Origin of the sequence: Methanofollis sp. W23 (genome assembly GCF_017875325.1) — an archaeon.
Lineage (GTDB): Archaea > Halobacteriota > Methanomicrobia > Methanomicrobiales > Methanofollaceae > Methanofollis.
The window spans coordinates 464,851-477,858 of sequence record NZ_JAGGMN010000001.1; the positions used below are offsets into that span (position 1 = coordinate 464,851).

The 13,008-nt window shown below is 62.2% G+C and carries 9 protein-coding genes; 5 read left to right on the plus strand and 4 right to left on the minus strand.

The annotated features are described in order from the left end of the window. Nucleotides 1-227: 227 nt before the first annotated feature. Nucleotides 228-2,330, plus strand: a complete 2,103-nt coding sequence (locus J2129_RS01940; RefSeq protein ID WP_209629119.1) for an acetate--CoA ligase family protein — start codon at nt 228-230, stop codon at nt 2,328-2,330. A 589-nt stretch (nt 2,331-2,919) separates the two neighbouring features. Continuing rightward, the gene (locus J2129_RS01945) at nt 2,920-3,897 is read left to right on the plus strand and encodes a TIGR00341 family protein (protein ID WP_209629121.1); all 978 of its coding nucleotides are present in this window, start codon (nt 2,920-2,922) and stop codon (nt 3,895-3,897) included. On the opposite strand, the gene phoU is transcribed toward J2129_RS01945, so the two are convergent. The 4 genes from phoU to J2129_RS01965 are packed head-to-tail and all read right to left on the minus strand — an operon-like array spanning nt 3,890 to nt 8,147. Continuing rightward, nucleotides 3,890-4,540 (minus strand): phosphate signaling complex protein PhoU, encoded by a 651-nt coding sequence (gene phoU, locus J2129_RS01950; protein WP_209629123.1) that lies wholly within the window; start codon nt 4,538-4,540, stop codon nt 3,890-3,892. The genes J2129_RS01945 and phoU overlap by 8 nt on opposite strands. 8 nt (nt 4,541-4,548) lie before the next feature. After that, nucleotides 4,549-5,313, minus strand: a complete 765-nt coding sequence (gene pstB, locus J2129_RS01955; RefSeq protein ID WP_209629125.1) for a phosphate ABC transporter ATP-binding protein PstB — start codon at nt 5,311-5,313, stop codon at nt 4,549-4,551. Nucleotides 5,314-5,316: 3 nt separating this feature from the next. After that, nucleotides 5,317-7,245, minus strand: coding sequence for a phosphate ABC transporter permease PstA (gene pstA, locus J2129_RS01960; protein ID WP_209629127.1), 1,929 nt, complete (start codon nt 7,243-7,245; stop codon nt 5,317-5,319). A gap of 38 nt (nt 7,246-7,283) precedes the next feature. Further along, nucleotides 7,284-8,147, minus strand: a complete 864-nt coding sequence (locus J2129_RS01965; RefSeq protein ID WP_209629129.1) for a phosphate ABC transporter substrate-binding protein — start codon at nt 8,145-8,147, stop codon at nt 7,284-7,286. A 146-nt stretch (nt 8,148-8,293) separates the two neighbouring features. On the opposite strand from J2129_RS01965, the gene J2129_RS01970 reads away from it, so the two are divergent. The 3 genes from J2129_RS01970 to J2129_RS01980 all read left to right on the plus strand — a co-directional run bounded on the left by J2129_RS01970 (nt 8,294) and on the right by J2129_RS01980 (nt 12,723). Then, a complete protein-coding gene (locus J2129_RS01970; protein ID WP_209629131.1) occupies nt 8,294-9,301 on the plus strand; it encodes a phosphate uptake regulator PhoU in 1,008 nt (335 codons plus the stop codon). A 906-nt stretch (nt 9,302-10,207) separates the two neighbouring features. Next, nucleotides 10,208-11,707 (plus strand): serine hydrolase, encoded by a 1,500-nt coding sequence (locus J2129_RS01975; RefSeq protein WP_209629133.1) that lies wholly within the window; start codon nt 10,208-10,210, stop codon nt 11,705-11,707. 620 nt (nt 11,708-12,327) lie between these two features. Next, nucleotides 12,328-12,723, plus strand: a complete 396-nt coding sequence (locus tag J2129_RS01980) for a thioredoxin family protein (protein ID WP_209629135.1) — start codon at nt 12,328-12,330, stop codon at nt 12,721-12,723. Nucleotides 12,724-13,008 lie beyond the last annotated feature (285 nt).

Consider the following 13,008-nt stretch of genomic DNA (forward strand, 5'->3'; position numbering starts at 1 on the left):
TCGCGCTCGCACCGAGAATAGGTGAGGGGTTCTGCAGGCCCGAAAATTTTCATCGTGTATGCTTGAACCACGGGTTCATGCTGAACTCTACAGCGCCGAATTTTTATTCTTCGCGCGGACGGTCCAATGTGCTCCCGGCATCCTGGAGATGACCCGGGGGTGTCGACGCCCTGCCTGAGCGACAGATGTATATACTTCCCGTCTGAACTCCGGCAGGGTGCCGGGAGATGAATGAGAGGCTCAACGAGGCCGCAAGCTATGCCCTGCTGGAAAAATACGGGATCGGGGTGCCGGCCCACCGTCTTGCCCGCGACCGTGCCGGGGCGGTGACTGCGGCACGGGCCGTCGGCTACCCGGTGGTGGTCAAGGTCGTCTCCCCCGAAATCGTGCACAAGTCCGACGTCGGCGGGGTGGTGACCGGGGTCGTCGACGAGATCGGGGTCATGGCGGCCTATGAGCAGGTCCGCACCGCCGCCGCCGCCGTGCCAGACGCACACTTCGAAGGGGCGATCGTCGAAGAGCACCTCCCGCACGGCCAGGAGTTTCTCATCGGCGGGACGACCGACCCGGCCTTCGGGAAGGTACTCACCGTCGGGACCGGCGGCACCCTTGTCGAACTTCTCAGGGACGTCTCGTTCAGGGTGCTCCCTATCGACGAGGCCGGGGCGCAGGCGATGGTGAGGGAACTGCGGAGTTATGCCCTGGTGAAGGGCTACCGCGGCGCCCCTCCCCTCGACGAGGAGGCCCTGATCGGCGCCGTCCTCGCGGCGGCACGCCTCTTCGAGCACGAGGCGATCGTCGAGTTCGACATCAACCCCCTCGTCCTGTACGCCGACGGCGCCGTGGCCGTCGACGCCGGGGTCGTCACCAGCACCCCGGAGGTCACACAGATGTTTGAGACTGCCCCCTTTACACTCCCTGAACCCCGGACCATTGCGGTCGTCGGGGCCTCCACCGACCCGGCCAAGGTCGGGTATGCGGTCATGAGAAACCTGCTCGGCTTCGACGGCCGGCTCTGCCCGGTCAACCCGCACCGCGAGCAGGTGCTCGGCCTCCAGGCCTACCCCACGGTCAGGGCGATCAGGGGCGAGGTCGACCTTGCCGTCGTCGCCGTCAGGGCCCCGCTGGTACCGGGGGTCATCGAAGCGTGCGGGGAGAAGGGCGTGCCCCTCGCCGTCGTCATCTCGGCCGGATTCGGCGAGACCGGCGAGGCCGGGCAGCGGCTTGAGGACGAGACCAGGGCCATGGCCAGGAAATACGGGATGCGCCTCCTTGGCCCAAACTGTCTCGGGCTGATGCTCCCGCACCTCGGGATCAATGCCACCTTCGACCCCATCGCCCCTAAGAAGGGCCATCTCGGGTTTCTCTCGCAGAGCGGCGCCGTGATCACTACGATCGTCGACTGGAGCGTCATGACCGAGACCGGGTTCTCGGCGGTGGTCAGCGTCGGCAACCAGGCCGACCTCGGGTTCGCCGACCTCCTCCCGGCCGTCGCCGCCGCTCCCGAGACCAGGGCGGCGATCCTCTATGTCGAGGAGGTGAAGGACGGCCGACGGTTCCTGGAGGCGGCGCGGCAGGTGACCGGGACCGTCCCGGTCATTGCCGTCAAGTCTGGCTCGTCTGCGAAGGGCCGGGCGGCCGCCTCCTCACACACCGGATCGCTTGCAGGGTCGTTCGAGGTCTACTCGGCTGCCTTCAGGCAGGCCGGGATCCTCCATGCAGGGTCCATCGAGGAGGCCTTCCAGCTCGGCGAACTCCTCGCCTCAGAGGGCTACCCACAGGGCGAGCGTGCCTATGTCATCTCTGGCGCCGGCGGGTTTGCGGTCCTGGCCTCAGACTTTGCCGAGCGCCATGGCGTCTCCCTCCAGACGATCCCTGACGACATCCTCCGCGACCTCGACGCCGTCCTCCCCTCTCTCTGGAACCGCGCCAACCCCATGGACATCGTCGGCGACGGCGGGGCCGGGCGCTACGCCCGCGTCTTCGACGTGATGATCGAGCACCAGGACGCCTGGGACATCGCCTTCGTCGTCACCGTCCCCTCGGCCGTCCTCAACCCCATCGAGATCGCCCACGAGATCGTGCGTTTCTCCAGAAAGACCGGGAAGATGGTGGTCCCCTGTCTCCTCGGCGGCGAGACGATGCAGGGGGCGGTGCGGGTGCTGAAGAACCATTGCATCCCGAACTTCCCTGAGATCGAGGACGCCTTCAGGGCCGTCGGGACGGTGCTTCGGAGCGGGCGGCGGGGGAGCGGAGGGCGCCCTGCCTGCGACCGCCACGGGGAGAGAGCGCGGTTCAGGACCGCCCCCCTGCCTCCGCCGCCGAGGTGAGTGCTATTGGCCCACTCTGGGGGGCTATATTCATTGATGGTGCCTTCCCGGTCCCATCGAGGTCCTGGGGGTCCGGAGGTAGCGCCCCCGGCACCGATGTTTGGGAAGGCATGATGATCCAGACGTGCCGCCCTCAATCGTAGAGGTTATCCCACAATCTCGCGCCGGAGGGCGTTGCCCCCCGGACCCCCTACGATGAGGATAGACGGGAGCGGCAGTTGAGTGGTGTTCCCACCGGTGTCCTGCTCCAAGGGGAGCAGGATCCATGCACACCCCAAAAGCCCACAGGAATTTTTATCCGATGTGCCCGAGGGGGGCGTTCGGCTCATGCCCAATACAACAGAGCCCCTTGATCTTTCTCCTTGCAATAGAGGATCGGCCGGAAATCTCTGATCATGCCGCCCCTGTCTATCTTCTCTCCGTGGGGGTCTGGGGGTGAAACCCCCGGCGCGAGACGGCGGAGAAGATTCTACAATACGGGCGGCACGTTGGATCATCGCGACAAGGATAGCGGTGTCCGCCGCCCGCCCGCGAGGAGCGCGACCAAAAACTTTCTACCGAACCGATCGAAGAGAGAAGAGTCGTTACCATGAAAAAAGTCCTGATCAACGCGCGCAAAGAGGACTACGCACACCTCGCTTCCGTCATCGAGGACCACCACCATGTCGTCCTCAGGCAGGACCCGGTCTACGAAATAAAAATCTTTCTGCCAGACAACGACCTCGACGCCTTCATCGAGGAGGTGCGCGAGACCGTCGACCTGCGCTACAAAGAGAATCTTATAGAGGTCTCCTCGCCTGAGTTCGTCATCTCGCCGTACCTCACGCGGGCCGAAGAAAAGGCAGAGAAGGGGGAAAAGACCGAACGGACCCCGATCGAAAGACTCGTCGAGACAACGAAGCCCTATCTCCGCCTCAACGCCGACACCCTGGCCATGACCTCCATCGCCGGACTCATTGCTCTCACCGGGCTCTTTCTCAACAATGTCGCCGTGATCATCGGGGCCATGCTCCTCTCCCCGATCCTCGGGCCCATCTACGCCTTCGCGATCAGCGTCGCCGTCGGCCACGGGAAAGACGGGGTGCGGAGCCTCTCGGTCCTTGCCGCCCTTCTTCTTTCGGTCTTCGTCCTCTCGGCCCTCTCCACCGCGGGCCTCCACCTGCTCGTCCCGCTTGCCGTCACCCCTGAGATCCTCTCGCGCACCATGGTCAGCCCCATCTATATCCTCATGGCCGTCCTGCTCGGGTTTGCGGCGGTGCTCGCCCTCGACCGCGGGATGTCCGACCTCATCGCCGGCGTCGCGATCGCCGCCGCCCTCCTCCCACCGACCGTGGTGGCCGGGATCGCCACCGTCCTCCTCACTGACCGCGTCCTCCAGGCCGGGGTGCTCGTCCTGGAGAACGTGGTGGGCATGCTTGCCGGGGCGCTCATCGCCACCCTGGTGCTCGGGATCGGCGCCCGCGACTACTACGAACAGGTCGCCGCCAGGAAGGCGATGGTGCGGACCGCCCTCGCGATAGCCCTCCTCCTTGCCATTCTGCTCGGGCTCAGCCTGGCCCTCACTTGATCTCGATCCGCTCGCCGGTCAGCATGAAATGGACCTTCTCGCCCATCGCGCAGCAATGGTCCCCGCACCGTTCGAGATAGCGGGCCACCATCACATAGTCCATCCCGCGCTCGATGTGCTGCGGGTCCTCCATCATATAGGTGAGCGCCTCACGGAAGACCGAGTAGCGCAGGTCGTCGACACAGTCATCGCGTGCCGAGAGATCTTTGATCAGCGAGATCTCCCCGGTCCCGTACGCCGCCAGGACGTCGTTGACCATCGAGGCAACGATCCCCGCCATATGAGGCAGGTTCAGCATCCGCCCCAGGTGTCCGGCGCCGGCGAAGTGGCGGACCAGGAGGGCGATGTCCTTGCCATAGCGCCCGATGCGGTACAGCGAGGCATTCATCCGGATGGTGCAGAGGATCGCCCGCAGGTCCAGGGCCATCGGCTGGTACAGGGCGATGAGTTTGAGCAGCCGCTCGTCGAAGGCGTCTGAGCGGTCTGCAAGTTCGCCCTTCCGCGCCAGCACCGAATTGGCAAGGTCCTCGTCGCCGGTCTTCAGGGCCTCGAAGGCGTCGACGAGCATCCCGCGTGCGAAGTGCCCGTATTCGAGAAATTCTTCTTTGAGAGTGTCCAGTTCTTCATGAAACTTCTCGCTCATCGTCTCACCTACCCGAACCTGCCGGTGATGTAGCGTTCGGTCAACTCCTCCCGCGGCGCCTCGAAGACCTGCGGGGTCTCCCCGAATTCGACGAGTTCGCCGAGGTACATGAACCCGGTATAGTCGCTGGCCCGCGCCGCCTGTTGCATGTTGTGCGTGACGATGATGACGGTGTAGCGGGTCTTGAGGTCTTCGATCAGCCCCTCGATCTTTGCGGTGGCGATCGGGTCGAGGGCCGAGCAGGGCTCGTCCATCAGCACCACCTCGGGCTCGACGGCCAGGGTCCGTGCGATGCAGAGCCGTTGCTGCTGCCCGCCTGAGAGGCTGAAGGCCGGGGCGTCCAGGCGGTCCTTCACCTCGTCCCAGAGGGCGGCGTCCTGCAGACTCTTCTCGACGACGGCGTCGAGGGTCGAGCGGTCCCGCACCCCGTGGACGCGGGGGCCGTAGGCGACATTCTCGTAGATGGATTTGGGAAAGGGGTTGGGACGCTGGAAGACCATCCCGATCCGTTTCCTGATCTCGACGACGTCGACCTCAGGGGCATAGATGTCGGTGCCGTTAAAACGCACCTCGCCCTGGATCCTGACATTCTCGACCAGGTCGTTCATCCGGTTGAGACACCGCAGCAGGGTGGACTTGCCGCACCCTGACGGCCCGATGAGGGCGGTGACCTTGTGGCGTGCAAACCCGACCTCGATCTCCTTGAGGGCGTGGTGCTCCCCATAGTGGAGATCGAGGTGGTTGACGGTGATGATTGTGTCGTGTTCTTTCATGGTTCACCAGTGGATTTTCTTCTGTGAGTGGTGCCTGAGGGCGATGGCCACGGCATAGATCCCGACGACCAGGACCAGGAGGACGAGGGCCGTCCCGTACTGTTGCTCTTTTGCGCCCGGTACCGTGGTCGCCAGGATGAAGAGGTGGTAGGGCAGGGCCATTACGGGATCGCCGAGCGAGTCTGGGAGGAAACGGGTGGAGAAGACCGCCGCCGTGAAGAGGATGGGGGCGGTCTCCCCCGCGGCACGGCCGATGGAGAGGATGGTGCCGGTGAGGATGCCGGGGACGGCCGGGGGCAGGACGACACGGTGGATCGTCTGCCACCTGGTGGCGCCGAGCGCAAGGCTCCCCTCCCGCACCGAATCAGGCACGCTCTTCAACGCCTCTTCGGTCGTCCTGATGATGGTCGGGAGGATCATCAGCCCGAGGGTGATCATCCCGGCGATGAGCGAGACCCCGAAGTTGAGGAAGATCACCAGGAAAGTGAAGCCGAAGAGCCCGAAGACGATCGAGGGCGTGCCGTTGAGGAGGTCGATCCCGGTCCTGATCGCTGCGGTCACCCGGCCGCCGCGAGTGTATTCTGAGAGATAGACCGCGGCCCCGATCCCGATCGGGAGGGCGAAGAGGATCGCCCCACCGACGAGGTAGAGGGTGCCGACGATCGCCGGGAAGATTCCGCCGGCCCGCCCGAGGTCGCGGGGGGGCTGGGTGAGGAACTCCCAGGTGATGGCCGGGAGGCCGTTGACGACGATGTAGCCGAGGATGACGGCGAGGACGGCGAGCACCACCCCGAGGGCGGCCCAGAGGAGAGCGAAGGCGAGGTGCTGCATGTTCGCTCTGGAGAGGCGGCGGTGTATGAGGACGGCGCCCGCCCCGAGGCCGAGGAGTGCCGCGGCCGCAGGGAGCGGGAGGAGGAGCAGGACGAGGAGGGCGAGGACAAGGAAGGTGATGAGCTTCCCTTTCCCCTGCAACCCCGGCACCCTGAGACGTTGCCGCCCCTGCTCCTCGGTCCCGTACCCCGCCTGGATCCGCGTCATGATCCAGAGGGCGGCGAGGTTGACCCCGAGGGTGATGAGGAGGAGGACCACCGCCACCCCGAAGAGGGCGTGGTAGTGAGTGCTCCCGACGGCGACCTCGCCCATCTCGATCCCCAACGTGCCGGTGAGGGTGCGGATCGGGGAGAGAAGGTTGGTGATCGGGTCAGGGATGATCGCGGCGTTGCCGGTGACCATGATCACCGCCATCGTCTCGCCGATGGCCCGGCCCATCCCGAGGATCACGGCGGCGGTGATCCCTGAGAGGGCCGAGGGGACGAGCACCCGGCTGATCGTCTGCCACCTGGTGGCGCCGAGGGCCAGGCTCCCTTCCCTGTACGATCCTGGCACGCTGTTGAGGGCGTCCTCAGAGACCGAGATGATCGTCGGGAGGGCCATGACCCCAAGGAGGATCGAGCCGGCAAGCCAACTCTCGCCTGAAGGGACGTCGAAGGCGACCCGCAGCCAGTCGGTGAGGATGATCAGCCCGAAGAACCCGTAAACGACCGAAGGGATCCCGGCAAGCAGTTCAATGGCAGGTTTTGCCACGGCCTTCACGCGGGGCGGGGCGAGTTCGGCGAGGCAGACCGCGCTCCCGATCCCGAGCGGGACGGCGATGACCATCGCCCCCAGGGTGACGAGGAGAGTGCCGACGAGGAGGGGCCAGATCCCGTAGGACGGGACGGCGCCGGTCGGGTTCCAGGTGCCGCCGGTGAGAAATTCGAGGGGGCTGACGGTGGCAAAGAGGGGGAGGGCGTCGTGCAGCAGGAAGAGGAGGATGAAGAAGACAGTGAGGGTGGCAAAGGAGGCGGCAAGGAACCAGACCGACCTGACGCCCTGCTCTTTCAGGTTCTTCAGCCAGGTCGACCCGGCCTCTGGATGAGTGCTCTCTGGCATATGTGACTCCAAAAAAATACCCTGAAGGGTGGAGAAATTTATTGCACCGGGACAAAACCCTCTTCTTCCACGATCATCTGCCCGTCAGGGCTGAGGATGAAGTCGAGGTACTCCTGTACCAGGCCGGTCGGTTCGCCATTGGTGAACATGGTGAGGGAGCGGGCGATCGGGTACTGGCCGCTGGTCACGGTGGCGACGCTCGGTTCGATCTGGGTGCCGCTCACCTCGATATTCACAGCCTTCACCGAGTCGTCGAGATATCCGAGTCCCACATACCCGATGGCGCCCGGCGTCTGAGCGACGGTCTGCTGGATCGCCCCGTTCGAGTTCTTCTCAAGCTGGGTGGCGACGAAGTCTTCCTTCTCCATCACCAAGTCGTGGAAGAACTCGCGGGTGCCTGAAGCGCTGTCCCTGCCGACGACGACGATCGTCTCGTCGGGCCCGCCGACCTCCTTCCAGTTGGTGGTCTCGCCTTTGTAGATCGCCTTCACCTCGGCGGTGGTGAGCGCTCCGACGGTGTTGGAGGGGTGGACGATGAGGGCGATCCCGTCGAGGGCGACGACGTGCCGGACAAGGTCAGGGAACCTGGTCTTCTCTGAGGATTTCAGGTCGCGGGAGGCCATGCCGATCTCGGCGGTGCCGCTGCCCACGGCCTGGATCCCGACGCTGGACCCTCCGCCGCTCACCCGGACTTCGGTCTTTGGGTGGGTGTCCATGAAGAGGTCGGCGGTCAACTGGGCGACCGGGAGGACGGTCGTGGACCCGGTGACCGAGATGCTCTGCTGGGCCTCTGGGGGTTGGGTGGGGCCGTCGCCGGTGTCCATGCACCCGGTGAAGAGTGTGGCACCGACGAGGAGTGCCAGGACACCCCCGGCAAGGACGGTGGTCTGTGTGTTCTTCATGATAGTTCGCCGAGATATCACTCTCGCCGTAAAAATATAATGGCTCTCGAAGGAGACTATTTTTCGCCCCATAAATATTGGGTGCTATGTATCTCTATAGAGCAAATGGAAATACATATATCTTCATGAGAGAAAGAAAAACGTGAATGGAGATCAGGAAAGTTCAGGTGACAGGAGGGTCTTCCTACATCGTCTCCCTCCCCAAGGACTGGGTGAAGACGTCAGGGATCCAGAAGAACGATCCCGTCGGCCTCATCGTACAGCCAGATGGCACGCTCCTCGTCACCCCCAAGATCACCCCCGAGGTGGTGCAGCGTGAGAAGCGGTTCGAGGTGAGCGCGGCCACTGACCAGACCTTCATCTTCAGGTGCCTTATCGGGGCCTATATCGCCGGATACACGACGATCACCCTCTTTGCCAGGGCACGCCTCCCCCCGCAGGTCAGGATCCAGGTGCGGCAGTTCACCCAGATGGCCATCGGGCAGGAGGTGGTGGACGAGACCGAGACCTCGATTACCATCAAGGACCTTCTCAGCCCGGCCGAGATGCCCTTCCAGAACACCATCAAGAGGATGGGCGTGCTGGTGCGCGGGATGCACCAGGACAGTGTCGAGGCGTTGATGAGCGGGAACCGACGATTGGCCAACGACGTCCTGACGCGGGACAATGATGTCGACCGTCTCCACTGGCTTGTCGCGAGGCAGACTCATCTCGTGCTTACCGACCCCAACCTCTCCAGGAAGATGGAGGTGAACCCGTCGATGGCCATGAGTTTCTTCCTCATCTCACGGATCATCGAACGGATCGGCGACCATGCGACGCGGGTCGCAAAGAACGCCCTCCTGCTCCTCGACGACGAAGTCGCGGGCGGGGTGACCGAGATGGTCCGCGAGGCGAGCGCCACCTCCCAGACCCTCTTCGACCAGGCGCTCAGGTCGCTCTTCAGTCAGGACCTGGAGGCCGCCAACGAGACGCTCAAACATATCTCCCACCTCGAAAAACAGGCGCGGGCCCTCAACGAGGAGGCGATGCGTTTCGACGCGGCGACGGCGACGGCGATCGTCTCGCTCTCTGACAGTATCAAGCGGACCGGCGAATATTCAGGCGACATCTGCGAGACGGTCATCAACTATCTCATCAATGGGGAGGCGTGAGCTGAGGGGGCGGAACTTCGTGATCGCTCGTCTTCCCTTTCGCGCGTTTTCCAGGGTTGCGGGCGCCGCATGGAGATCAGTGAGGATAGATCAACGGCCTGAAGATGTATACTCAAGAAAGGGCTCTGTAGAATTTTTCATGAGGCGAGCGCCCGCCTCAAGCATACGCGATGAAAATATCAGATCAGATCTGGATTGATTCCTGACCCTCATCCTTGCGTTCGTGGAGTGCATCGAAGTCGAGCATCATGCCGCCCTCAATTACAGAAAACTTCCCTGCCGTCTCGCGCCGGGGGGTTGCACCCCCCGGATCCCCACGGACGAAGAGAGTCGAGGGGCGGCAGGTCCAGAGATCTCTGGCCGTTCCCCTGTCACGAGGAGAAGGATCAAGGATCATCTCACACACCAGAGACCTGCACTATGAAATTTTCATCCCGTATGCTTGAGCCAGGGGTTCATGCCCAATTCTACACAGCCCAAGAAAGTTTGTACGATGAATCGGTGAAGGTCTCATGAAAAAAACCTGGATTTCTTAAATATCCTCTATTTTTGGCTCTGTAGAAAAATCCTCTTTTCATCACTTCAACCCCCCTGTGAACTGAATCCATCGCCTTCCCTCATGCTTATGCCGGGGGCGAGTGCCGCCCGGACCCCTGGATGAAGATTGGGGCGGAAGGCGGAGAAATGACCATGAATGGGGGGTTGCTGTCCACTGTCTATCTTCGCGCCGGGGTTCGGGGAGCGGCCGGCCCCCCATCGAAAAGAACCATCAGGATGATTTCTACAAAGCCCTATTTTTTACGATAGGCCGGCGATGTCGTTGCCGTCTCCCTGGCGTTCCTGATTTTCGCAGATAAAACCCGCAGATATATATGTGCATCAAAATCATCTCCGGATGTATCCATCATGCCCAAAAAGATCCTCCTGATCATGATCCTTATCGCCGCCGCCCTGATCCTTGCTGCGGGATGCACCCAGACGAAATCGGAGAACCGGTCCGCCGGGAAACTCGACGGCTTTGATGCGTTTGTCACCCTGACGATGACGGAATACGAAGTTCCGGGCGCCGTTGTCGGTATTGTCGAAAACGATTCGGTCGTGTACTTGAAAGGGTTCGGCGTCCGCGAAATAGGGAAACCCGGAGTTGTGGACCCGGATACCAGGTTCCAGATCGCATCGGTCACCAAGTACATCACCGCACAGGCAATCGGGACGCTCGTTGACGAAGGAAAACTCGATTGGGACACGCCGGTCGTCACGTACATGCCTGACTTTGCATTCAAAGACCCTTATGTCACCGGGCACGTAACGCTCCGGGACCTGCTTGCCCACCGGACCGGCTTAAAAGAGTACGACGGTGACATGCTGGGCCGGCTCGGGTACTCGAACCGCGAGATGCTCGAACGGATGCGATACCTCGACCTGCCGTACGGGTTCCGGGAAAAATACGCGTACTCGAATGCCGGATATTTCATTGCCGGGGAAGTCGCGGCAGGCATGGACAACCGGAGTTGGGAGAACCTGACCGACGCCCGGATACTCCAGCCGCTCAACATGACCCGCTCGGGAGCCCATCCCGAGACCCTGTACCTTGATGACAACCATGTTGTTGCCCATGGCGGCAGTGAGGGGAATGTCACCGTCATCCCGCTCGAAGAGGCAGCGCTTCCGGCCGGCGGCCAGGTGGTCTCCACCGGCCGCGACATGACGCAGGTTCTGCGGATGATGCTCAACGACGGTTCGGTCGACGGGAAGCAGGTTCTTTCGAAAAAGACCGTGGCGGAGATCCATACGGCGAGTTTGGTCGCAGGGCGTGCCGGTCCGCTGGGAGATCCTGACGGTGCGGTCTGCCTCGGCTGTGACGCCTATCATTTCCTGGGCGAACGGGTTATCGAGAAGAACGGGGCGCTTGAAGGGGTCAGGTCAATCGTGATCCTCGTCCCGGACAGGAAAGTCGGGCTCGTGGTGATCGCAAACAAGCAGTTAACGGTATTTCCAGAGGCCGTAAGAGACGAATTCCTCGAACGCTACATCGACAGGAGCGGGATCGACTTACAGGCACGGGAAAAACTCAACCAGAAAGGATGGTATTCCCTTTTAATGAGCATGGAGGTGCCGGCCGATGCACAGCCCGCAACGATCCCGGCGTCCGCGATTGCGGGGACGTACACAGGCGACCTGTACGGCACGATGATTCTCAACGCGGGACCTGATGCCGACACCATGACCGTCCTGCTTGGTCCGGCAGAATACCCGGGCACCCTGGAACACCAGACCGGCGATACCTGGTACCTCTCGTGGCCGAACCCTGACGACGCAGTCGGCTATCTCACCTTTGCCGCAAACCAGTCGGGAGCAGTCACCGGCTTTACATCGGATGACTACGGGTCGTTTGCCCGGGCATGAGCGGACCAAAAAACGGTTCTGTAGAAATCTTCATGAATCTTTCTGGCGGTGGGCGGCACGCCTCCCAAACCCCCGCCACAACACGATCGTTCGAGGACGGCATCACCCCTCATGGTCATCTATTCTGCCTTCTCGGCTCCGGGGGTGCAACCCCCGGCGAGAGACGACGGGAGAGGTTCTGCACTGAGGGCGGCATGTTCTGATCATCATACCTTCCCTCACCATACACGCCGGCGGCACTGCCCCCGGACCCCAGTGGAGGAGAGAGTTTAGAATTTCTGAAAGGAAGCACTTTGGTTCGGAGGGATGTTCACCCCAAGAGAGTTTTGGGATATGCTCATAGGAAACCCTCCTGTCGAGTGATCACTCCCGAAGAGGAAGATCGATAAAATCGTTGCTCCTTGCGTAAGTGACCAGAACCTGCCGCAATAGTCGAGGAGGACAAGATCTGCTGGCACTTTTCGACCACGAGCCCGGTTTTCTCCCTCTCTGCGATCGGCGGCGGTCCCTCCCTGACATCGACCCCTGCGATGACCGCCGCCGCATTCGCGGTCTGGAGAGTGGGATAGAGACCTCCACACTTTTTTAATACTCCGACGACCACTTCCCTCCTGATCGCCATGGCCGACGAGAAGACACTGGTAGAGGTGAGCGACCGCACCTGGGAAGGACTGGTCGAGCGGGGGGAGAGGCCTGTCGTGGTCATGTTCTACAGCGAGACCTGTCCCTTCTGCAAACAGATCGAACCATATTTCAAGCAGTTCTCAGGGGAGTTCGGGGGCGACCTCCTCTTTGCCATGCTGAATGTGACGCAGAACCCCTGGACGGTCGAACGTTATGCCGTGCGGCAGACCCCCACCTTCAAGTTCTTCTGTCAGGGGCGCCCGGTCCAGGAGATCGTGGGGGCGGCATTCCCCGCCCTGCTCAGGAAGAACATCGAGGGGTTCCTGGAACATGGCGAGGCATGTGCCCGGAGCAGTCGGGAGATCGACTACGAGATCACGGGATATGGGTGACACCCCTGCTTCTGGATCCCAGGCCCACCCGCCATATGATTCTGGTCATGGACATCCCTGCCACCTTCCAGGCCTGATCTTCCTCCCTGGGGTCAGGGGATGAATGAGGATGACTGGGGGCAGATGTATGAGAGGTGTTTCAGGCTTTCAAATTCTCTTCAATTATCTGCCAGGTCTACCCTGGTCGGAGAGGGGGTCTGGTACCAGGGTTTTGCTGAATGCTCCTGATGACAGGTTCCGACCTGGTCCGTGGGGACAATAGAATATTACGTGAGAAATACGCGT

Bases quoted from the DNA above. Each gene is read 5' to 3' on its own strand.
- J2129_RS01940 (WP_209629119.1), top strand. From the start codon at position 228: ATGAATGAGAGGCTCAACGAGGCCGCAAGCTATGCCCTGCTGGAAAAA.
- J2129_RS01945 (WP_209629121.1), top strand. From the start codon at position 2,920: ATGAAAAAAGTCCTGATCAACGCGCGCAAAGAGGACTACGCACACCTC.
- phoU (WP_209629123.1), bottom strand. From the start codon at position 4,540: ATGAGCGAGAAGTTTCATGAAGAACTGGACACTCTCAAAGAAGAATTT.
- pstB (WP_209629125.1), bottom strand. From the start codon at position 5,313: ATGAAAGAACACGACACAATCATCACCGTCAACCACCTCGATCTCCAC.
- pstA (WP_209629127.1), bottom strand. From the start codon at position 7,245: ATGCCAGAGAGCACTCATCCAGAGGCCGGGTCGACCTGGCTGAAGAAC.
- J2129_RS01965 (WP_209629129.1), bottom strand. From the start codon at position 8,147: ATGAAGAACACACAGACCACCGTCCTTGCCGGGGGTGTCCTGGCACTC.
- J2129_RS01970 (WP_209629131.1), top strand. From the start codon at position 8,294: ATGGAGATCAGGAAAGTTCAGGTGACAGGAGGGTCTTCCTACATCGTC.
- J2129_RS01975 (WP_209629133.1), top strand. From the start codon at position 10,208: ATGCCCAAAAAGATCCTCCTGATCATGATCCTTATCGCCGCCGCCCTG.
- J2129_RS01980 (WP_209629135.1), top strand. From the start codon at position 12,328: ATGGCCGACGAGAAGACACTGGTAGAGGTGAGCGACCGCACCTGGGAA.